The sequence below is a fragment of the Paenibacillus sp. 1SOY10 genome, from assembly GCF_056836745.1.
Map to the genome: position 1 here is coordinate 617,974 of NZ_JBXENK010000002.1, position 21,012 is coordinate 638,985.

The following is a 21,012-nucleotide window of genomic DNA, read 5'->3' on the forward strand; positions in this document are numbered from 1 at the left end:
AGAACGAACGGTTAGGTGGATTTACTCAGGGCATGCATACAAGGCATGCTTTTTTTGTTGCGCCCGGCGTGCTATGGTTAGAGAAGAGAGGGGGTCATGGGATGGCGCTAAACTACCATCAGCTTCATATTTTTTATAACGTAGCCCAGCGGGGGAGCTTCTCAGCGGCAGCTCAAGCACTTCATATGACCCAGCCTGCGGTAACGATGCAAATCCAGTCATTGGAGGATTATTTCGGCGTCAAGCTGCTGGTGCGGTCAACCAAGAAGATTGACCTGACTGAAGCGGGACGGGCTTTGCTCCCGTTTGCTGAACAAAGCGTAGAGCTTATCCGGGAGACAGAGCAGGCGATGTCCAGGTATACTTCCATGCTTCAAGGGAGATTGCAACTGGGCTCCAGTCTGACGATTGGCGAATATGTACTGCCTCGCATGCTAGCTCCATTCGGTCAACAATATCCACATATTTCAATTATGATGAAAGTAACCAATACGACGCAAATTATTGAAGAGATCGTTAACCATCAGCTTAGCTTTGGACTGGTTGAAGCCCCGGTGCAGCATCCGGATATGGTATCAGAGCCCGTGATGGAGGATGAACTGAAGCTCATTGTGCCGTCCGCACATCCACTGGCTGACAAATCTTCCGTTACGCTTGAAGAGGTCGTGGCCTATCCTTTTGTGTTGCGAGAGAAGGGGTCAGGCACCCGTCAGGTGATGGAAGACGAATTAAGACGGCAGGGCTTTCACATGGAACAGATTCAAACGGTGATGGAGCTTGGAAGCACGGGAGCCGTGAAGTCAGCGGTGGAGGCGGGGATCGGTATTACCATTATTTCGCCCTCATCCGTCAAGCATGAAGAGGCGCTGGGCTTGATCAAGACGTTGGATATCCAAGGTGTAGCTTTCAAACGCATGTTTTATTCCATTCATCTCAAGTCAACGCTACTACCCGTAACGGCGGTCACGTTTCTGACTTTCTTACGGGAATACTCCAAGCGAGGGAATCAATCATGACCCATAAAGTAGAGCGCTATGATTTGCACACACATACGCAAGCCTCGGACGGAATGAACAGTCCGAGTGCCAACGTGGAATTAGCTAAGGGTAAGGGGCTAACGGGTCTGGCGATTACGGATCACGATACGGTGGCAGGTGTGGCTGAGGCCAGATTGGCCGGGCAGAAACTGGGGATAGACGTTGTTCCGGGTATTGAGATTAGCACCCGTGCCAAAGACAAGGATATTCATATCCTGGGTTATTTTATCGATACGGAGGATAAGCAATTAAGTGACAGGCTACATCGGCTGCGGTCGGTGCGCGATGAACGGAATGAGCTTGTGATTGGAAAATTACAGCAATTAGGGATAGCAATTACGCTTCAGGAGGTCAGGGAGGGGCTCGGCAGGACGTTACGCCCGGATGAAAGTCTTGGCCGACCACATATTGCCGATTGTCTGGTTCGCAAGGGCCATGCAACTGACCTGCGCGATGCTTTTAATCAGTATTTAGCCGAGGGTAAGCCCGGATATGCCTCCCTACCGCGAATTTCTCCCGAGGAAGCTATCCACTGGATTCGTGAAGCTGGAGGAGCCGCGGTCATTGCTCATCCTGGCTTATATGGTGATGACGAATTAGTGAAGGATATCTTGGAGCAAGGACGACCTTCGGGCATCGAGGTGTACCATTCCGATCATGGCCCGGAGGAAGAACGGCGTTATCTGGACCTGGCAGCCCAATATGAGTTAATCGTAACAGGTGGCTCTGATTACCATGGTGTGCGTCAAGGCGTTGTGTTCCACGGAGATCTGGGCAGCCATGTTGCACCATCCGCCGCGGTAGATCAGCTTCGGCAAGTAGCCGCAAAAGCACGGAGCCAGGAGGAATAAGAGCAACAACAATCAAGCACGGGCAACAGAAAGAACCGGAGCAGTGACCTGAACTCAGTCGGGTATGCTCCGGTTCTTGGTGTTTTAAGAACGGGGAATTCAGCCATTCTTGACCATATTAGGCAGTCCCTTAATCAACTGCTCATCCGGGGTTACGAACAAGGTGCGCTGATGATCGTAGATGACAAAGCCGGGCTTGGCTCCGCTCGGCTTGCGGACATGCCGGATCAAGGTGCAATCGACAGGCACACTGCTGGATTGCTTGGCTTGGCTGAAGTAGGCGGCTAGCTGAGCGGCTTCATTCAAGGTCGCGTCGCCGAAGGAGTCGCTGCGAATTACGACATGCGATCCGGGAATGTCCTTGGTATGCAGCCAGGTATCGTTTGGTTTGCCAAGCCGATTGGTGACATACTCATTTTGCAGATTGTTCTTGCCTACGTAAATCTCGATGCCTTCCGAAGAGGTGTAGAGATGCAGGGTGGGCTTATCGTTTTTTTTCTTCTTCTTGCCTTTCTTGCTCCGATCCCGTAAATATCCTTGCTGGGTCAGTTCCTCGCGAATTTCATCAATATCGCTTAAGCTGGCATCGTGCAATTGCTGTAATAGTCCTTCCAAATAGGTGACCTCGGCGTGGGCCAGCCTCTTCTGCTCATCGATCACAGCCAGACTGTTCTTGAATTTATTGTATCTCTTGAAGTAGCGTTGGGCGTTCTCCGAAGGGGTTAGCAACGGGTCAAGCGGGATGGTCTCCGTGCGCTGCTCTTCATCATAATAATTGACCAGTTCCACGGAAGCGTCACCTTTGTGCATGGTATGGAGAGAGGATAACAGCAATTCTCCCCAAATTCGATAGCGTTCAGCATCCTCGGCCTCATTCAAGTCTTGCTCCAGATTGGCTAGCTTTTTGATATTTTTGCTCTTCTCATTTTGCAAGAACCGGAGCAGGTCGCCGGTCTTCTGCTTAACCGTATCTCGGAGCGCCTTATCCCCGTAGTAGTCCTCCATGCAAGTGCTAATGGAAGGATAGGTCTGAACTTCACCATGAATTGAGGTCAGCTCGATGGCAGAAAATATACTCTTGCCCTTGGCATTCTCTCCACTCATGGGCTGGTACTGATGCTGACGAATACTGTCCATCAGTCCAGAGAAGGCTTCCCAGAGCCGCTTCGTTTCTATCTCACCCAGACCAAGATGTATGACGTTATTTCCTAGCTCGGCTCGTGCATAGATCTCCCCTGCAATCAACGGGCTGAGGCCTTCATAAGCTTCGACCAGCCAGCCGCTCCCCTTGTCTGCTTTCTCCGCCTTGCGCAAAGCTGATGTAAAGGATGCCAAATCTGCTGTTAAAGGGTCTAGCTTGTGCTGCTCCGGCGGTTTGCTATAAGCAAAGCCAGGCATAACGACACGGAAGCTGGATATGGCCGGGGTTACATGATGGATGCCGTCAAGCTGTGTTTCGGTTGCCGGGTCGATGAGGATAATGTTGCTGTGGCGTCCCATCAACTCCACGATGATTCTTCGGGTCGACAAATCGCCAAGTTCGTCACGTGTGCGAATGTCGATATGAATTATCCGCTCCATGCCTACTTGAGTGATGGACTCGATCGTTCCATTTTCACAGTGCTTGCGCATGAGCATGCAGAACATCGGAGCTTCCATCGGATTGGGAAATGAAGCTTCAGTCAGATGAATACGTGGATAGGTCGGATTAGCCGATAGTAGCAGCTTCTTGGTTCCAGCCTGGGTACGCAGATGGAAGATAAGATCGCTGCTTGCGGGCTGGTGTATTTTATGAATGCGGCCGCCAATGCAAAGTTGCAGTTCATGGACGATCGCTCTTGTCACGATACCGTCAAGTGCCATTGTGTAATCTCCTGTTCCTTCTAAATATAGGGATGTGAGGCTAATCATAACGAATGAAGCCGCTCGCGTCAAAATATACGCTCCTTCCATGATGCCATACTTACGGCAAAAACTTAAGAGGAGCGCTGTGATAATTTGGGACTGGCCAGAATACATTTACCCTAGGTGGAAAAGCCTTCACGATGGCGACGCGTGGATCAGCATACTTGTCGTATCTACAAAAACGGAAGGGGAAGAGGGAGGATGGAACAAAAAAACTGGCACCAGTGGAGCAGCGACGCGCTTATGGAGCACTTCGGCGTTGCCCTTGGACAGGGCCTGACCGATGAAGAAGCGGGGCGAAGACGCGAGGAATCCGGCTGGAACGAATTGCAGGAAGGGGAACGTATCTCCCCGATCCTGTTGTTCCTGAATCAGTTTAAGGATTTTATGATGCTGGTCTTAATGGGTGCTACGCTCATTTCCGGCATTCTGGGCGAATATCTAGATGCCATCACGATCATTGCAATCATTCTTCTGAACGGGGTGCTTGGATTTATTCAGGAATTTCGCGCAGAGCGATCTTTGCGTGCACTTAAGGAACTTTCCGCACCACATGCCAACGTATTACGTCAAGGTGTCTCCAAAAATATTTTGGCTAAAGAGTTGGTTCCCGGAGATATTGTTCTTCTGGAGAGTGGAGACCGAATTCCGGCGGACATCCGCTGGCTATCCACTAATAGCCTGGATGTAGAGGAGTCCGCATTAACCGGTGAATCCCATCCGGTGGGCAAGCATGCCGGGGTACTTATGGCTAGCGACGTCCCACTGGGGGACCAGAAGAATCTCGGCTTCATGGGGACAATGATTACGCGAGGCACGGGCCGGGGATTGGTCATACGCACGGGAATGGATACCGAGATGGGCAAAATTGCCGATCTTATTCAGAATACTGAGGTTCAAGAGACTCCATTACAACGGCGGCTGGAACAACTGGGCAAAATTCTGATCTACACGGCACTTGCGCTTACGGTCATCGTAGTCGTCTTGGGGATCATCCAAGGGCAGCCGGCCAGCGCGATGTTCTTCGCTGGTGTAAGTCTGGCGGTTGCTGCGATTCCAGAAGGCCTGCCTGCTATCGTCACAATTGCATTAGCCCTTGGCGTACAGCGCATGATTAAGCGCAAGGCGATCGTCCGCAAGCTGCCGTCGGTGGAAACGCTAGGTTGTGCTTCAATTATTTGCTCGGATAAGACCGGCACCTTAACGCAAAACAAAATGACGGTGACGAAGCTTTGGCTGGAAGGTCGGATGCTGGAGGTAACAGGTGAAGGATATGAGCCAGTCGGCAATATTCTGCATCAGAAAGCTCCTGTGGACTTACGCAAGGAGCAGGGACTACGCCGTTTGTTGCAGGTAAGTGCTCTTTGCGGGAACGCAACGATTTATGAAGATGATTCCGACATGCGGGGACGGCGTAAGGTGAAGGAAGAGCCGCTCATCTCCCCCTCTTGGAAGCTTAAGGGAGATCCAACAGAAGGAGCGCTAGTGACATTGGCCTCCAAGATGGGACTATCCCCCTCCTCCTTGAACGGCATCTATGTGCGCGAGCAGGAGTTCCCGTTCGATTCGCGGCGCAAACGGATGTCTGTCATCGTTTCTCATCAAGGGGGAAGAATGGCACTCGTTAAGGGAGCACCTGATATGTTGCTGGAGCGTTGCTCCTACATTTCATGGGAAGGTAAGATTGTTCCCCTTACGGGTACGTTAAGACAGAAAGTGCAGGCCGCTAACGAGAAGATGGCTCGGGGTGCGCTGCGCGTACTGGGGATGGCTTACCGTGATTTGAAGCCACATGAAGAAGGAGTTCATGAGAACGCAGTGGAATCGCAGCTCATATTCATTGGATTAGCGGGGATGATTGATCCTCCCCGGCGTGAAGCTCGTGAAGCCATTGCTGTCTGTCGCCGTGCAGGTATTCGGACGGTGATGATTACCGGGGACCACGGGCTGACCGCAGAGGCGATTGCTGCCGATCTTGGTATTTTGCCACGGGGCGGGACCTCCATGTCGGGACAACAATTGGAGGTCCTGGATGATGAGGAATTAGAGAAGCAAGTGGAGAATATTTACGTCTATTCGCGGGTCTCACCCGAGCATAAATTGCGGATTGTCAAGGCACTACAGCGGAACGGCCATGTCGTCGCTATGACCGGGGATGGCGTGAACGACGCTCCGGCCATCAAAGCCGCCGATATTGGCATCGCCATGGGCATGACGGGGACAGATGTCTCCAAGGAGGCTTCCTCCTTAATTTTGAGCGATGATAACTTTACATCTATCGTGGCGGCCATAGAAGAAGGTCGCAACATTTACGAGAATATTCGCAAGTTTATCCGTTATTTGCTGGCCTCCAATGTAGGGGAGATCCTGACGATGTTCTTCGCCATGTTAGCCGGTTTGCCCTTGCCCTTGCTACCGATTCAAATTCTTTGGGTTAACCTGGTAACCGATGGTCTGCCTGCCATGGCGCTTGGCGTTGATCAACCGGAGAAAGACCTGATGGAGCATAAGCCGCGGGGAGCCAGAGAGAATATATTCGCCCGCCGCTTGGGTTGGAAGATTATCAGCCGCGGCGTTTTGATTGGTCTATGTACGCTGGGCGCCTTCTGGTTTACGCTGCAAGTGGCTCCAGATGATGCGAATCAGTTGATCAAAGCGCAGTCCGTAGCCTTTGCAACTTTGGTCATGGCTCAGCTTATCCATGTATTTGACTGCCGTAGCTCTAGGTCCATCTTTCACCGCAATATTTTGCAAAATAAATATTTGGTGGGGGCTGTTCTATCGTCGGTTGCCCTGCTGCTAGCGGTCATTTATGTGGAGCCGCTCCAGCCGATCTTCAAAACGGTGCCCCTCGGTACGCGGGAATGGGCTCTGACGCTGGTAGCCGCAGGCATCCCAACCTTCTTGATGGGGGCAGGCAGCGTGTGGTCCGGTAAACGGCGTCGTTCCAAGGGCTCGCGTCCGTTGATCACCGCGAAAAGTACAAATATTCGTGCATAAAATCAATACCCTTTCACCCCTGCAAAATATAGACTTACCCCATAGGCAAGCTTGGCTGAGGGGGAGGTTCTCCCTTGATATATACTGACGATGCAGGAGTGGAGTAAGATGAAATTTACTAAGATGCATGGATTAGGTAATGACTTTCTCGTATTTGAAGGACATCAAGAACTGCCGGAGAACGTATCCGAGCTAGCGATAACCTGGTGTGACCGTTATTTTGGGGTAGGCGGAGATGGACTAGTGTTCATTCTCCCTTCGGAGCGAGCAGATTTCAAGATGCGAATCATCAATTCGGATGGTACGGAAGCCGAACAGTGTGGCAATGCTATACGCTGCGTGTCCAAGTACGTGTATGACAACGGCTTGATCGACAGAGAGAGCGTGACGATTGAGACGCTGGGAGCGGGGGTTCAACAGGTAACCTTGCAGGTGGAAGACGGTATTGTTCAGACGGTGAGGGTTGATATGGGGGAACCTGTCCTGGATGGATTAGCCGTGCCGACCACCATTCAAGGGAATCCTGTACTCGGTCAGCAAATTGCCGTGGACGATCAGGAATTTGAGTTCACTGCTGTCTCCATGGGTAATCCACATTGCGTGATTTATGTCGAGGATGCCCCAAGCTTCGCGCTTATGACTTGGGGACCGAAGCTGGAGGTACATCCCTATTTCCCACGGAAAATCAATGTAGAATTCGCTACGGTCGCGAGCCGGTCTCGTATAGAGATGCGGGTATGGGAGCGGGGGGCTGGCCCTACGCTTGCTTGTGGCACGGGCGCTTGTGCTACACTCGTCTCCTCGGTGATGAATGGGTTGACAGACCGGGCTGCCTGGGTGGGCCTCAAGGGCGGAGACCTGTTCATTGAATGGGATGAACGTGATAATCATGTCTACATGACCGGGCCAGCAGCGGCGGTATATGAAGGAGAAGTTCATATCTGATAGCAGGTTAATCATTAGGGCAGAGCCGGGTGTTCCGTTACGGGAACATCCGGCTCTTTGTTCTTGCCAGATTATAATCAGAACAGATATCTTATCAATCTGATGGATTTATGATACATTAGTACGATAATCTACTAGCGAAATGGCTTGCTGCGGGGATTTGATATGCAGCAGGAGACATTAGAGGCAGGCGGGAGGATATCTTTGATGAAGCAGGATTTGCGCACGGCTTGGAAACAGGAAGTCATTGTTGGTGACGGGGCGATGGGAACTTATCTATACCATTTGGGATTTCCGGTCGGCATTTCCTATGAAGAATTTAATTTATTGCGTCCGGATGTGATTGGCGATGTGCATCGTCGTTATATAGAAGCAGGGGCGAAGCTGCTGGAGACCAATACATTCTCGGCCAATTATTATAAATTGTCCAAATTTGGGCTGGAGTCCAAGATGGAGGAGATCAATCGCGCTGCAGTTCGCATCGCCAAACAGGCGGCGGGTGAGGATGCTTATGTAGCCGGTGCTGTCGGTTCTATTCGTGGCGGCAAGCGGGTGAATGTTAGCTCGCGTGAACTGGAGGACTATTTCGAACGGCAGATTGCCGCGCTACTTACGGAAGGCGTGGACGCACTGTTGTTCGAGACATTCTACGATCTGCAGGAGTTGCGGATTGCGCTGGTACAGGCACGCAAGCTAAGTGACATTCCGACCATCTGTCAATTTGCCGTGGACCAGGTTGGCCGGACGCTGGATGGCTTCACTATGCCCGAATCCTTCAGCGCTTTGCTGCAAGAGGGAGCGGATATGCTGGGCTTTAACTGCCATTCCGGTCCTAAGGGGATTATGGGCGTCATGGAAGATTTGCACGGTCCGCTTGATGTGCCGATGTCTGTTTTTCCAAACGCAGGTTTGGCGGATTATGTGGATGGGGAGTATGTATATGGAGCCACTCCCGAATATTTTGGCGAATGTGCTGGTTCATTCGTTGACCTGGGAGCCAGATTAATCGGCGGTTGCTGCGGCACCACGCCGGAGCATATTGCTGCCACCGTACGGGCCCTTGCACATACCCATGTGCCGCCACTGGCCCACGAACGGAAGCTGCCGGAACCGCGTGGTTCCGTAAGCATTTCGCTTCGGGCTCCGGAAGTCCGGGAAATGGACAAGGGAGAAGGAGCTGGTAGTCATACGGCTCCGCCTAGTCTGACGGAGCTCGTGAAAGAACGACATACGGTTATTGTTGAATTGGACCCGCCGCGGGATCTCGATATCCGCAAGTTCATGGAAGGGGCGGCGGCCTTGAAGCAGGCTGGCGTGGACGCTCTGACGCTAGCGGACAATTCTCTGGCTGTCACGCGTATGAGCAACATGGCGCTGGGCCATCTCGTTCAGTCGGAGCTTGGCTTGCGTCCGCTGATTCACATCGCTTGTCGGGATCGCAATCTGATCGGCACTCAGTCCCATATGATGGGCTTCGACGCGCTGGGTATCGATCATGTTCTGGCCGTCACTGGCGATCCTGCCAGATTTGGCGATCTGCCCGGGGCAAGTTCTGTTTATGATCTGACTTCATTTGAGATTATTCGGATGATTAAGCAGTTGAATACCGGGGTATCCTTCTCGGGCAAGCCGCTCAAGCAGAAGGCGAAATTTGTGGTCGGAGCGGCTTTTAATCCAAATGTTAAGCATCTGAATAAAGCGGTGGAGCGTCTGGAGAAGAAAATCGCTTCTGGAGCGGATTATATTATGACCCAGCCGGTTTACGATCCTGAGCTTATCGTAGCGATCAAGCAGGCGACAGCCCATCTGGAGATTCCAATCTTTATAGGGATCATGCCACTGGCCAGCGGTAAGAACGCGGAATACTTGCACAATGAAGTGCCGGGAATCCAGCTCTCTGAAGAGGTTCGGGCCAGAATGGACGGATTACAGGGCGAGGCAGGCCGGGCGATGGGTGTAGAAATTGCCAAGGAGTTGTTAGATACGGCAATGGAGCATTTTAATGGAATTTATTTGATGACGCCATTCATGTTCTATGAAATGAATGTGGCTTTGACAAATTATGTTGGAGAGAAGGCGAAACGAAGCTCGTCCCACTTGTCTCGCTTCACATAATCAATTACAATAGGATAACGGATGTGATGCTTGTGTCGCACAGTATGACAGGCTACGGCGGAGCCACCAGATCTTATGGCGGTTATGCCGTGCAATTTGAGATAAAATCTGTCAACCATCGGTATGCCGAAGTTGTTCTGCGGCTGCCGCGCGAGTGGACGTGCTATGAAGATTCATTGCGCCGTTTGGTGCAGACCCGCATCAAGCGAGGGCGTATTGATGTCTACATTAGCAAAGAACATGAAGAATCCAGTGCGCTGCCGCTTGTGTTAAACCGCACAGTGGCAGAAGCGTACCTGCGGGCTGCTGAGGAACTTAGCGAGCTTTATGGCATTGACGCTGCTGTATCCGCCAAGGACTTATTATCCCTCCCTGACGTGCTTACAGCTCCTGAGCCGTCTTCTTCTGCAGAAGCTGCCGATACGGAGTGGGAACGGGTACTGTCGGAAGGCCTGGAGGAAGCCGTCACCGGGTTGCTTGGGATGCGAGAGCGTGAAGGGCGGCATCTGGTCGCTGATCTGGAGCAGCGTTTGCAGCGGCTTGAAGTGATTCAAGCTGAACTGGTTCGGCTGGCTCCCGAGGTCGTGAACGAGTACAGGAGCCGGCTCAAGAGCCGACTTGCGGAACTTGTGGAGGGTAGCTTTGACGAGCAGCGCTTTGCTATGGAGGTTGCCGTATTTGCCGATCGTTCCAATATTGATGAGGAATTGATTCGGCTCCTGAGCCATCTGGAGCAATGCCACAGTCTGCTACAATCTGTTGAACCGGTAGGGCGCAAGCTGGATTTTCTCATACAGGAGATGAACCGGGAGACCAATACCATTGGATCTAAAGCCAATCATTTGGCTCTAGTCAACCTTGTCGTTGAGATGAAGGCTGAGTTGGAGAAGATTCGCGAGCAAGCGGCGAACCTGGAATAAGGCCGCACAAGGACGCAAGGTGAGTCAAATCAAATAGGGGGAACTACCTGAATATGGCAATCAAACTTATTAACATTGGCTTCGGAAATATCGTATCGGCCAACCGTATCATTTCTATTGTAAGCCCCGAATCTGCGCCAATCAAACGCATTATTCAAGAGGCGCGTGATCGCCATATGCTGATCGATGCTACATATGGTAGACGGACGCGTGCCGTAATTATTACGGACAGCGACCATGTTATTTTGTCGGCGGTGCAGCCGGAGACAGTAGCTCATCGATTATCCACCAAAGATGAAGACAACGACGAATAAAATGGAGAGAACAATGGCAAAAGGGTTACTTATTGTATTGTCCGGGCCGTCAGGCGTTGGAAAAGGAACGGTATGCGCCGAGCTACGCAAGCGGATGCCTGAACTGATTTATTCGGTCTCCGCGACCACACGGCAACCTCGTTTGGGTGAAGTGAACGGGGTGAATTATTTTTTTAAGAGCCGTGAGCAGTTCCTGAATATGATCGACAAGGATCAGCTTCTGGAGCATGCCGAGTATGTCGGTAACTTCTACGGAACACCTCGTGATTTTGTGGAAGAGACGATTGCCGGTGGCCAGGACATTATTTTGGAAATTGAGGTTCAGGGCGCATTGAAGGTCAAGGAGAAATTCCCTGAGGGCGTCTTCGTGTTTCTGCTCCCGCCGTCGCTCGACGAGCTGAAGGGGCGCATTCAAGGGCGGGGAACGGAGAACCAAGCGACGATTGATCATCGAATGACGGTGGCAGCTCACGAAATCGGGTTGATGGAGAATTATGATTATGCCGTTGTTAATGATGAGATTGACCTGGCCTGCCAAAGAATTCAATCTATCATCGTTGCTGAGCATTGCAAGATCAGAAAGTCGTGTGATAGCTCACCCTCAGCGATGACCAAATGAAGAAGAGGTGTATGTGAAGATGTTGTATCCATCGATTGATAAAATGCTTGGCAAGGTAGGAAGTAAATATTCTCTGGTTGTAGCTGCCTCACGGCGTGCAAGACAACTTCGCGAAGGCGAGAGAAGTGAGCTCAAGCAGCCAAGATCGTTTAAGCAGGTTGGCGTGGCACTGGAAGAAATTTATGGCGACTACGTCAAGCTTAAATTGGATGGGGAGCCGGCTCCCGAGAACGAGAAGTAGGATTTACGGCTCTATTTTTTGTGAATCATCAGAAGGCGATCATCTGAACCGGGCGAAGGCCTTCTGATATTGCAAAGAAGCAACTGCCGCATACGCGGTCTGTCCCCTCAGGGGGGGCGTCGATAGACGTTTTTTTCAAGACAACCGCGAGGTTGTTATTTTTTTTCTGTTCGGAAAGCGAGGGGTAGCGATGTTAACCGGCAAGAAAATTCTTCTGGGCGTTACCGGCGGTATTGCAGCGTTCAAAGCAGCTTCCTTGTGCAGTAAGCTAGTGAAGGAAGGGGCGGAGGTCAAGGTTATTATGACCCCATCGGCGACTCAATTTATTACGGAGCTGACGTTGCAAGCTCTGTCCAAAAATGTGGTCTATACCGACACATTTGATGAGAAACACGCCAATTCCATTGCCCATATCAATCTGGCTGATTGGGCTGATCTGGTGCTGGTAGCGCCAGCGACAGCGAATATCATCGGTAAGATGGCTGCGGGTATTGCCGACGATATGCTCTCGACAACGCTGCTGGCTACGCAGGCGCCCATTATGGTAGCGCCAGCGATGAATGTGCATATGTATGAGCATCCGGCAGTACGACGAAACCTGGCGGAGCTTGTGTCGCGCGGGGTTATGATGATTGAGCCTGGAGAAGGGCTGCTGGCTTGTGGTTACACGGGCAAAGGACGAATGGAAGAACCGGAAACATTGGTGCGGGTCGTAGATGAGTATTTTACACGGGAAGCAGCCTTGGACAAACAGCCACTCTCTGGAAAGCGGGTGGCGATAACGGCCGGAGGCACGGTGGAACGGATCGACCCGGTTCGTTACATCACCAATGATTCTTCCGGGAAGATGGGCTTTGCCCTCGCCAGAGCTGCCAAGCGGTTAGGCGCAGAGGTCACGCTGATTGCGGGAAATACCCAGGCTGAGCCGCCTGCTGGAATTCCCTTGATTCGCATATCGTCAGCGCAAGAGATGTATGAGGCAGTGCAAGCCTTGTGGCCTCAGACGGACATCATGGTGAAGGCTGCGGCGGTGGCGGATTACCGTCCCAAGGAGACCGCAGCACATAAAATCAAGAAAACCGGGGATTCGCTGGTGCTTGAACTGGTAAAGAATATCGACATTTTGGAAACGTTAGGCAAGCAGAAGACCTCTCAATTTCTGATCGGGTTTGCTGCCGAAACAGAAAATGTGGAACAGCATGCCATGGACAAGCTGAAACGCAAAAATTGCGATCTCCTCGTTGCCAACGATGTTACTGCGCAAGGGGCGGGATTTGGTACAGAGACCAACATCGTAAATATTTATGATGCTTCTGGTCTGGTAGAGTCTCTGCCCCGGTTAACCAAAGAAGAGGTGGCCCTTCGCATTATGGAGATGGCTGCTTCCAGGGTGGCGGGAACCAGCCGATGACCTATAGAATGGCCAAAGTGATTGTCGATGTGCCGAGCCGGGAAACCGACCGGCCTTTTGACTATTTAATTCCAGATGCCATCGCGGGATGGATCGAGGTTGGCAGTCGGGTGGGTGTACCATTCGGTCGCCGTACGGTACAGGGCTTTGTTGTATCCCTGCATGAGCATTTTGAAATGGATAGCACCCGGATGAAGCCCATCCAGGAGCTGTTGGATATGGTGCCGCCTCTGCCGTCGGACCTGGTAGCCTTGGCGGAATGGATGAGCCACAAGTATGCCTGTAGCATGATCAAGGTGCTGCAAGCCATGATACCTGCTGCTCTGAAAGGAAAAGCCGAACGCTATATCCGTGTGGCTGCGGTCTCTGCTGTGGAGGCCGAGCAGGAGGAAGTCGGGCCGGACCGTACGATGACGGAGAGTCCCTGGATGGCCGTACCTCGACTGCTCACCGCAGAGGAAGAGGCGATTATCCGTCATATTACCACCTCCGGTGAGGTGACGATGACTTCACTTGGGAGCAAGTATCCCGAATCCGGAGATTTAATCAAAGACATGCTAAGCCGGGGCGTATTGACAGAGAGTCAGGCGATTAAGGATAAAGTCCGTAAGAAAACGGTAAAAAGTGTGACGGCTGCCGTCAGTGGCCAGGCTGCACAGGATGCACTGGCCTCCTTCTCCGGGCAAGCACGTCGGCAGAAGGAAGTGCTTCAGTTCCTGCTGGAAGCCGGGATGGCCTTATCCTTGCAGGAGGTTCTGTCGACGTTGCAGGTGACTGCGGGAACCGTCAAGAAGCTGGCAGAGAAGGGTTACGTTCATATTGAGGACGTGGAGGTATTCCGTGACCCTTATGCAGGACGGCGCTTCCAGAGTAGCGAGCCGTTGTCACGTACGCCTGAGCAAGAGGTGGTGTACCATCAACTGGCCCAGGCGCTGGATGCTCGTCAGCATGAAGTCTTCCTACTACATGGTGTTACTGGCAGCGGCAAAACCGAAGTCTATCTGCAGACGATTGAGCGTTGCATTTCCTCGGGCAGACAGGCGATCGTACTTGTACCGGAGATTTCCTTGACTCCGCAAATGGTTGAGCGGTTCAAAGGTCGTTTCGGCGGCAAGGTTGCAGTGATGCACAGCCGCTTGTCGGGTGGGGAGCGCTATGATGAATGGCGCAAAATTCGCGAGGGACGTGTGGAAGTGGCCATAGGGGCTCGTTCTGCCATCTTCGCACCATTCAAGCAACTGGGCCTCATTGTGATGGACGAAGAGCATGAAACCTCCTATAAACAGGAGGAAACGCCTAAGTATCATGCTCGCGATGTAGCTGTGCGCAGAGCCCGGCAACATGGAGCTGCCGTGATACTAGGTTCTGCGACCCCATCGCTGGAGAGCTACCATGCCGCACGTTCGGGGGGAGGCGACCTTGGGGAATATTCCCCGGTTTTGCTGGAGATGAAGCAGCGACCATCCGGGAGTAAGCTGCCCGTCGTACATATCGTGGATATGCGTGAGGAACTGAAGGATGGGAATCGCTCCATGTTCAGCCGCCCCTTGCATGCAGGTATCGCTGCACGGCTGGAGCGTGGGGAGCAGACGGTGCTGTTCCTCAACCGACGAGGGTATTCGACCTTTGTCATGTGCCGTAGCTGCGGTTATGTGGCGGGTTGCCCGGATTGTGATATCTCCCTGACTTATCATCAGAAATCAAATAATTTGCGTTGCCATTACTGCGGTTACGCCGAGACCGCTCCGGCGGTCTGCCCGGAGTGCGGTAGTGAGCATATCCGTTATTTCGGCACGGGCACTCAGCGCGTAGAGGACGAACTGGCGAAGCTGTTTCCCGGCATCCGCGTTATACGTATGGATGTCGATACGACCAGTGAGAAGGGCTCGCATGAGAAGCTGTTACAAGCATTTCGGGAGAAGAAGGGCGATGTGCTGCTGGGGACGCAAATGGTAGCCAAAGGCCTGGACTTCCCGGATGTGACGCTCGTGGGCGTGATTGCCGCCGATACTGCGCTCAACTTTCCTGACTTCCGCTCAGCCGAGAAGACATTCCAATTGCTGACCCAGGTGGCCGGACGAGCAGGTCGTCATTTATTGCCGGGTGAAGTGTTCATTCAATCTTATATCCCGGATCATTATTCGATTATCCATGCAAGTGGCCATGATTATCTTGCCTTTGTACGCGATGAGTTGAAGCATCGCAAGGCGCTGCACTATCCGCCTTATAGCCGCTTGATACTGGTTACGCTGTCCCATGAGAAGCTGCCATTGCTACTGAGGATGGCCGAGAATTTCACCGGGGACTTGCGTGCCAAGGCCCAGCGTCAAGGCTGGTTCGGGAGCCTGGATCGTTTTGCTGCGGCTGCTCTTGATATTTTGGGTCCGGTCGCCTCGCCTATTCCACGAATCAAGAATCGCTATCGTTTCCAATGCATGGTGAAGTACCGCGGTGATCTGGATGCGGTGGACCTTGTGCGGGAGGTGGCCTCGACCACGCTTACGCAGTTGAAGGATGCGACCTTGCAGATCAGCATCGATGTTGATCCGCAAATGCTGATGTAACGTATAGTGATAACAAACCATTTTGGATTGCATAACATATATATCTAAAGAAGCAAGGCGATCACGGAAAGGAAGTGCCATCATGGCCATACGCATTATTGTAAAGGAACCGGATGAGGTATTACATCAGGTTGCCAAGGAAGTTAAGAAAATAACCCCCAACGTACAGAAGCTGCTCACGGATATGGCAGATACGATGTATGACGCGGAAGGCGTAGGCCTGGCTGCGCCGCAAATCGGCATTCTGAAGCGGGTCATCGTGATAGATGTAGGCGACGAGCATGGGTTGATTGAGTTGATTAATCCCGAGATTGTATCCTCTGAAGGAGAGCAATTCGGCTCCGAGGGTTGCCTGAGCATCCCGGGATATCGTGGTGAAGTACGACGAGCACTGACCGTGACGGTGAAGGGACTCGACCGCAATGGCAAGGAAGTGACCTATACCGGCTCGGACTTGTTGGCAAGGGCATTTCAGCATGAGATCGATCATCTGAATGGTGTGTTGTACACGGACATAGCGGAGCGCGTGTACGAAATTACCCCTGAGGGCGAAGAGAAGGAGTGACGGCGCACGATGAATATTGTATTTATGGGAACACCGGCGTTTGCGGTACCTTCATTGGAAGGTCTGCTTAGCGCAGGTTACAATATCGTGGGTGTGGTTACCCAGCCGGACCGCCCGCAAGGGCGCAAGAAGGTGCTGACACCCACACCGGTGAAGGAGGCGGCGCTGCGGCACGGTCTTCCCGTGTTGCAGCCGGTGCGCATGCGTGCACCGGAGGCCGTGGCAGAGGTTGCTGCCTTGCAGCCCGATTTGATCGTCACGGCAGCTTACGGACAGATTCTACCGAAAGGTGTGCTCGAGCTTCCGAAATACGGGTGTCTGAACGTGCATGGTTCCCTACTACCCAAATATCGCGGAGGTGCGCCTATCCAGCGCGCCATTATTAACGGTGAGAAGGAAACGGGCATCACCTTGATGTATATGGCTGAGGGGCTGGACACGGGCGATATGATCGCAAGAGTCGTTGTTCCGATCGAAGACGAGGATACCTCGGGAACGCTGTTTGAGAAGCTGAGTGAGGCTGGGGCCAAGTTGTTGCTAGAGCAACTGCCATTCATCTTGGAAGGAACGTCTGACCGCATTGCGCAAAATGACGAGGAATCAACTTATGCGTCCAACTTGTCCCGCGAGGATGAGCGAATTGACTGGTCAGCCAGTTCACGCGCCATTTATGATCGCGTAAGGGGACTAGTCCCCTTTGCCGGTGGATTTACGACCTGGAACGGCGAGGTGTTCAAGATCTGGGCGGTTGCGAGGCCTGATGCAGAACAAGGGAAGGTGGAAGGGGCGGCTTCGGGTAACGGCCAAACCGCTGGACAAGCTCCTGGCACCGTGCTGAGCCTCTCACCACAAGGAATTGAAGTGAAGACCGGCGATGGTTCCGTATGGTTGACCCGGGTTCAGCCTGCGGGCAAGAAGGCGATGGAAGCGGAAGAGTTCATTCGCGGGGGCGTCATGAAGCCAGGGGCGGTTCTGTTATGAGTGGCGGCGGGCGAAGTCCGCTCAAGACCACGTCGCGAAGCTTGGCACTGCAAGTGCTGACGGCTGTGGAACAAGAGGGAGCATACAGCAACTTGTTACTAGGTGGGGCGTTGCAGAAATCCGGGCTGTCCGGGCCCGATGCGGGGCTGGCTACAGAGTTGGTGTACGGGACGATTCAGCGGCTCAATACGATAGATTTCTTGCTGGAGCCGTTTGTAACCAAGGGGATGGCCAAGCTGGCACCTTGGGTTCGCAATTTGCTACGGCTGAGCTTCTACCAGCTTTATTATCTGGATCGGATTCCTCCTCATGCGGTGGTTAATGAGGCAGTGAACCTGGCGAAGAAGCGTGGCCATCAGGGGATTTCGGGGATGGTTAACGGGGTGCTTCGCAATGTCCTCCGCCGTAAGGAGGAGTTGAAGCTGCCGGAAGGACTTAGTTCTGTTCAGCGCATTGCCTTGGAGCACTCACACCCGGAATGGCTGGTGGCGCGCTGGCTCGAGCAGTATGGCGAACCACCCACTGAGGCAATTTGCCGGGCCAATAACGAGCCGCCTTCTATCAGTATTCGGGTGAACCGGGCGAAGACCAGCCGTGATGACATGCTGCGATTGCTGAAGGAACAGGGGCTATCGGCCGTCCCCTCAAAGCTTGCCCAAGATGGAATCATAGTGGCGGGCGGGGGGAACATGGCCCTCACCCCTTGGTATCGGGAGGGTTTGATTTCTGTGCAGGATGAAAGCTCTATGCTTGTAGCAGAGGCGCTGAATCCAGAGGCAGATATGTCTGTGCTGGATTGTTGCGCAGCTCCCGGAGGGAAAACCTGTCACATCGCCGAGATGATGCAGGGCAGCGGCCGAGTGTTGGCTAACGACATTCACCCGCACAAGGCGAAGTTGGTCGAGGATCAGGCGGACCGTCTGGGACTAACCAATATCGAAATATCCACCGGGGATGCATCCAAGCTGAGCGAGCATCTGGGAGAGCATTCCTTTGACCGCGTCTTGTTGGACGCCCCTTGCTCCGGGCTTGGTGTGATTCGCCGCAAGCCGGACTTGAAATGGGCCAAGACCGCTAGGGATATTGCGGAGATTGCCGGTATTCAGCGTACATTACTCGACACGGCTGGAGACTTGCTCAAGCCGGGGGGGCTGCTGGTCTATAGCACCTGTACGATTGAGCCTCGTGAAAATGTAGAGATGGTAAGCGACTTTCTAAGCCGTCACCCGGAGTTTGAAGTGGCTACGGACAAGCCGCCCGGCTGGGAGACTGAGCCACTGGTTGCGGCATCTGCACGTGGGAGCATCGGCTTGCAAATATTGCCTCAGGATGCTCATTCGGATGGTTTCTACATCGCGAGGTTACGCAAAAAGCATGATTAAGTAGGATACAGGGTCAGGCCTCTGCCGTTTCCGGCAGGCTTGGCTTTTTTTATCACTAGCTTGCATTGCAAAGTAGCGTGTGCTACACTTCAATTATCACCTAACTTGTAATGCAATATAGTGTTTTTTGCCAATCTACCTTGCATTGCAATATAGAGAGGGGAATCGGGAATTGGATAGTCAGAGCCAGATGCTGAAAGGGCTGCTTGAGGGCTGTATGCTTGCTATTATTTCCGAGAAGGAAGTATACGGGTATGAATTGAGTGAGAAGTTGCATGAAGCAGGGTTGACCATGGTTAGGGAAGGTAGTATATATCCATTGCTGTTACGTATGCAAAAGAACGAATTAATTGAGGGAACCATGAAGCCTTCAGCAACCGGGCCAGACCGTAAATACTATCACCTTACCAAGCAAGGAGAACAGGCCTTGCAACAATTTGACGAAAGCTGGACCCAGTTGTCTCAGGCCATCACTTATTTAAGGAGGAAACGCGATGAACACAACTGAAATGACCAAGCGCAACAATGAACGACGTGAACTTCTGAATAAAGAAAACCTGAAGGTATATGAAGATGCGATGATATACATTAGGTTAAATGCTCGCTCCGAATATGCAACAGAAGGTATCCTGCTCGAGTTGCTGGAACATCTGATTGAAGCTCAGGAGCATGGCAAATCCGCACAGGATGTTTTTGGCGACAATCTGCATGCCTATTGCGATGCCTTAATTGCTGATATTCCCCGGCAGAGCAAACAGTCTTGGCTACTGGAAATATCGAGATATATAACCATCTTGTTTGGAGCCCTTTTTGCAGTCTATACGGTCGTGCAACTGCTCGCTTATTTCATCCCTTCGCTCAAAATGGAAAGTATTAGCTTGTTGCCCTTTCTGGTCATTCTTGCTGTAGGGGCAATTACCGTTCTGGTCGTGCTGTACGCTTTGAAAGTATCCATATTCGGCACCAAATCCTGGTTTATTCTCGGCATACTGGTCTATATCGCAGCAGTTGGCGGATATGCTTACTCAACCATTTTATTTAAGGGCATCTGGACGGTTCCCATTAACTTCTGGTCCTGCCTGGCGGTCACGATCGTCATGATTTTGTTGCATCAGTTGTTTAAACGGCTCTCCAGCAAAGCCGATTTGCAACCCTATCGCAATTGATATCTGCCAATTTGCAGACAAAAACAATCCGATATTCTGCCTGCTATGATATGTAAAAAGGCGGACCCAAGTCTATGAGAACTGACCTGGGTTCGCCTATTTTCGTTAGTACGACCTTCCCTTAGTTAAATCCACCATTGACTCTTAAGGTTTGCCCCGTAATCCAGCGTGCCTTGTCGCTGACAAGCAGTTCGATGGCGCTGGCGATATCTCCCGGTTCACCTAGTCGACCAAAGGCATTCATCCGCGTAAATCCTTCGATTTGCTCTGGGGATTTTCCAGTCAGGAACAGCTCTGTAGCTACTTGACCCGGGGAGATACAGTTAATCGTAATGTTCTTCGGTCCGAATTCTTTGGCCAATTGCCGCGTCAGTTGTTCAACGGCTCCTTTGGTGGCTGCGTAGACGCTGTAGGTCGGCAGCATGGCTCCGGATACAGAGGTGGAGAAATTCACGATGGAGCCGCCTGGTGCCATATGCTTCATCGCTTGCTGACAAGCAAAAAAGGTCCCTTTCACATTTATGGCAAAATGGCGGTCAAAAATCTCTTCCGTGACATGTTCAAGAGGATAGTTGTTCATGATACCACCGTTGTTAATCAGAATATCCACGTGGCCGAATCGGCTTATGGTCTCTGCGAACAATGCCTCTACCTGATTAACTTGACTGATATCAGCCTGAACGGCCAGAGCTTCGCCACCGCTTTTTACGATGCTTGTCACCACTTCTTCTGCCTTTTCCCGCTGGCTTGAATAATTAATCACGACCTTGGCTCCCGCCTGGGCCAGTTGAATGGCTGTTTGTCTTCCAATGCCTCGTGAGGCTCCGGTGATGATAGCTACTTTTCCATGCATAGTCCTTTTCCTCCGCTTCGATTATTAAGGCCAAGCTTGGGTATGTCTTCACGGCCCTTGTGAGATTATTATAACCAGAGAGGAAGATTGTCTGTTAGCTCATTCATCTTCTGTTCTTGCCTAATCCTCTTTCACACTTCTAT

Annotated in this window: 18 protein-coding genes; 16 read left to right on the forward strand and 2 right to left on the reverse strand. The window is 52.0% G+C overall.

Going from position 1 to position 21,012, the window contains the following annotated elements:
* Window positions 1-101 precede the first annotated feature (101 nt).
* Complete coding sequence (locus AC1VOR_RS08680) at window positions 102-1,016, forward strand: selenium metabolism-associated LysR family transcriptional regulator (protein WP_482617249.1); 915 nt, start codon at window positions 102-104, stop codon at window positions 1,014-1,016.
* Window positions 1,013-1,888, forward strand: a complete 876-nt coding sequence (locus AC1VOR_RS08685) for a PHP domain-containing protein (protein ID WP_482617250.1) — start codon at window positions 1,013-1,015, stop codon at window positions 1,886-1,888. The genes AC1VOR_RS08680 and AC1VOR_RS08685 overlap by 4 nt, the downstream gene beginning before the upstream one ends.
* Window positions 1,889-1,987: 99 nt before the next feature.
* Here the strand turns inward: AC1VOR_RS08685 and AC1VOR_RS08690 are convergent, their stop codons facing one another.
* Window positions 1,988-3,751, reverse strand: a complete 1,764-nt coding sequence (locus AC1VOR_RS08690) for an Rqc2 family fibronectin-binding protein (RefSeq protein ID WP_482617251.1) — start codon at window positions 3,749-3,751, stop codon at window positions 1,988-1,990.
* A gap of 243 nt (window positions 3,752-3,994) precedes the next feature.
* Between AC1VOR_RS08690 and AC1VOR_RS08695 the strand changes: the two genes are divergently transcribed.
* From AC1VOR_RS08695 to AC1VOR_RS08760, 14 genes are all read left to right on the forward strand, one after another.
* Entirely contained in the window at window positions 3,995-6,793 is a 2,799-nt protein-coding gene (locus tag AC1VOR_RS08695) for a calcium-translocating P-type ATPase, SERCA-type (protein WP_482617252.1), read from the forward strand.
* A gap of 108 nt (window positions 6,794-6,901) precedes the next feature.
* Complete coding sequence (gene dapF / locus AC1VOR_RS08700) at window positions 6,902-7,738, forward strand: diaminopimelate epimerase (RefSeq protein ID WP_482617253.1); 837 nt, start codon at window positions 6,902-6,904, stop codon at window positions 7,736-7,738.
* A gap of 207 nt (window positions 7,739-7,945) precedes the next feature.
* Entirely contained in the window at window positions 7,946-9,853 is a 1,908-nt protein-coding gene (locus AC1VOR_RS08705; protein WP_482617254.1) for a bifunctional homocysteine S-methyltransferase/methylenetetrahydrofolate reductase, read from the forward strand.
* 32 nt (window positions 9,854-9,885) lie between these two features.
* Complete coding sequence (locus tag AC1VOR_RS08710) at window positions 9,886-10,773, forward strand: YicC/YloC family endoribonuclease (protein WP_482617255.1); 888 nt, start codon at window positions 9,886-9,888, stop codon at window positions 10,771-10,773.
* A 53-nt stretch (window positions 10,774-10,826) separates the two neighbouring features.
* A complete protein-coding gene (gene remA / locus AC1VOR_RS08715) occupies window positions 10,827-11,087 on the forward strand; it encodes an extracellular matrix/biofilm regulator RemA (RefSeq protein ID WP_018751582.1) in 261 nt (86 codons plus the stop codon).
* Window positions 11,088-11,100: 13 nt separating this feature from the next.
* On the forward strand, window positions 11,101-11,706 hold the full coding sequence (gene gmk / locus AC1VOR_RS08720) for a guanylate kinase (protein WP_059052304.1): 606 nt from the start codon (window positions 11,101-11,103) through the stop codon (window positions 11,704-11,706).
* 19 nt (window positions 11,707-11,725) lie between these two features.
* A complete protein-coding gene (gene rpoZ, locus AC1VOR_RS08725; RefSeq protein ID WP_059052305.1) occupies window positions 11,726-11,947 on the forward strand; it encodes a DNA-directed RNA polymerase subunit omega in 222 nt (73 codons plus the stop codon).
* A 190-nt stretch (window positions 11,948-12,137) separates the two neighbouring features.
* Window positions 12,138-13,358, forward strand: a complete 1,221-nt coding sequence (coaBC, locus tag AC1VOR_RS08730; RefSeq protein ID WP_482617256.1) for a bifunctional phosphopantothenoylcysteine decarboxylase/phosphopantothenate--cysteine ligase CoaBC — start codon at window positions 12,138-12,140, stop codon at window positions 13,356-13,358.
* Window positions 13,355-15,922 (forward strand): primosomal protein N', encoded by a 2,568-nt coding sequence (gene priA, locus AC1VOR_RS08735; RefSeq protein ID WP_482617257.1) that lies wholly within the window; start codon window positions 13,355-13,357, stop codon window positions 15,920-15,922. The genes coaBC and priA overlap by 4 nt, the downstream gene beginning before the upstream one ends.
* An 82-nt stretch (window positions 15,923-16,004) precedes the next feature.
* A complete protein-coding gene (def, locus tag AC1VOR_RS08740) occupies window positions 16,005-16,487 on the forward strand; it encodes a peptide deformylase (protein WP_482617258.1) in 483 nt (160 codons plus the stop codon).
* Window positions 16,488-16,496: 9 nt separating this feature from the next.
* Complete coding sequence (gene fmt / locus AC1VOR_RS08745; protein ID WP_482617259.1) at window positions 16,497-17,468, forward strand: methionyl-tRNA formyltransferase; 972 nt, start codon at window positions 16,497-16,499, stop codon at window positions 17,466-17,468.
* Window positions 17,465-18,850: a 16S rRNA (cytosine(967)-C(5))-methyltransferase RsmB gene (rsmB, locus tag AC1VOR_RS08750; RefSeq protein ID WP_482617260.1), complete on the forward strand. Its 1,386-nt coding sequence runs from the start codon at window positions 17,465-17,467 to the stop codon at window positions 18,848-18,850. The genes fmt and rsmB overlap by 4 nt, the downstream gene beginning before the upstream one ends.
* A 190-nt stretch (window positions 18,851-19,040) precedes the next feature.
* Window positions 19,041-19,358 (forward strand): PadR family transcriptional regulator, encoded by a 318-nt coding sequence (locus AC1VOR_RS08755; RefSeq protein WP_482617676.1) that lies wholly within the window; start codon window positions 19,041-19,043, stop codon window positions 19,356-19,358.
* Complete coding sequence (locus AC1VOR_RS08760; protein ID WP_482617261.1) at window positions 19,345-20,016, forward strand: DUF1129 domain-containing protein; 672 nt, start codon at window positions 19,345-19,347, stop codon at window positions 20,014-20,016. Before AC1VOR_RS08755 ends, AC1VOR_RS08760 begins: the two co-directional genes overlap by 14 nt.
* 121 nt (window positions 20,017-20,137) lie before the next feature.
* Here AC1VOR_RS08760 and AC1VOR_RS08765 read toward each other — a convergent pair whose 3' ends face one another.
* Window positions 20,138-20,869 (reverse strand): SDR family oxidoreductase, encoded by a 732-nt coding sequence (locus tag AC1VOR_RS08765; RefSeq protein WP_482617262.1) that lies wholly within the window; start codon window positions 20,867-20,869, stop codon window positions 20,138-20,140.
* Window positions 20,870-21,012 lie beyond the last annotated feature (143 nt).

What these genes read in the sequence shown, in the direction of transcription:
- AC1VOR_RS08680 (WP_482617249.1), top strand. Translation starts at nt 102, where the DNA reads ATGGCGCTAAACTACCATCAGCTTCATATTTTTTATAACGTAGCCCAG.
- AC1VOR_RS08685 (WP_482617250.1), top strand. Translation starts at nt 1,013, where the DNA reads ATGACCCATAAAGTAGAGCGCTATGATTTGCACACACATACGCAAGCC.
- AC1VOR_RS08690 (WP_482617251.1), bottom strand. Translation starts at nt 3,751, where the DNA reads ATGGCACTTGACGGTATCGTGACAAGAGCGATCGTCCATGAACTGCAA.
- AC1VOR_RS08695 (WP_482617252.1), top strand. Translation starts at nt 3,995, where the DNA reads ATGGAACAAAAAAACTGGCACCAGTGGAGCAGCGACGCGCTTATGGAG.
- dapF (WP_482617253.1), top strand. Translation starts at nt 6,902, where the DNA reads ATGAAATTTACTAAGATGCATGGATTAGGTAATGACTTTCTCGTATTT.
- AC1VOR_RS08705 (WP_482617254.1), top strand. Translation starts at nt 7,946, where the DNA reads ATGAAGCAGGATTTGCGCACGGCTTGGAAACAGGAAGTCATTGTTGGT.
- remA (WP_018751582.1), top strand. Translation starts at nt 10,827, where the DNA reads ATGGCAATCAAACTTATTAACATTGGCTTCGGAAATATCGTATCGGCC.
- gmk (WP_059052304.1), top strand. Translation starts at nt 11,101, where the DNA reads ATGGCAAAAGGGTTACTTATTGTATTGTCCGGGCCGTCAGGCGTTGGA.
- rpoZ (WP_059052305.1), top strand. Translation starts at nt 11,726, where the DNA reads ATGTTGTATCCATCGATTGATAAAATGCTTGGCAAGGTAGGAAGTAAA.
- coaBC (WP_482617256.1), top strand. Translation starts at nt 12,138, where the DNA reads ATGTTAACCGGCAAGAAAATTCTTCTGGGCGTTACCGGCGGTATTGCA.
- priA (WP_482617257.1), top strand. Translation starts at nt 13,355, where the DNA reads ATGACCTATAGAATGGCCAAAGTGATTGTCGATGTGCCGAGCCGGGAA.
- def (WP_482617258.1), top strand. Translation starts at nt 16,005, where the DNA reads ATGGCCATACGCATTATTGTAAAGGAACCGGATGAGGTATTACATCAG.
- fmt (WP_482617259.1), top strand. Translation starts at nt 16,497, where the DNA reads ATGAATATTGTATTTATGGGAACACCGGCGTTTGCGGTACCTTCATTG.
- rsmB (WP_482617260.1), top strand. Translation starts at nt 17,465, where the DNA reads ATGAGTGGCGGCGGGCGAAGTCCGCTCAAGACCACGTCGCGAAGCTTG.
- AC1VOR_RS08755 (WP_482617676.1), top strand. Translation starts at nt 19,041, where the DNA reads ATGCTGAAAGGGCTGCTTGAGGGCTGTATGCTTGCTATTATTTCCGAG.
- AC1VOR_RS08760 (WP_482617261.1), top strand. Translation starts at nt 19,345, where the DNA reads ATGAACACAACTGAAATGACCAAGCGCAACAATGAACGACGTGAACTT.
- AC1VOR_RS08765 (WP_482617262.1), bottom strand. Translation starts at nt 20,869, where the DNA reads ATGCATGGAAAAGTAGCTATCATCACCGGAGCCTCACGAGGCATTGGA.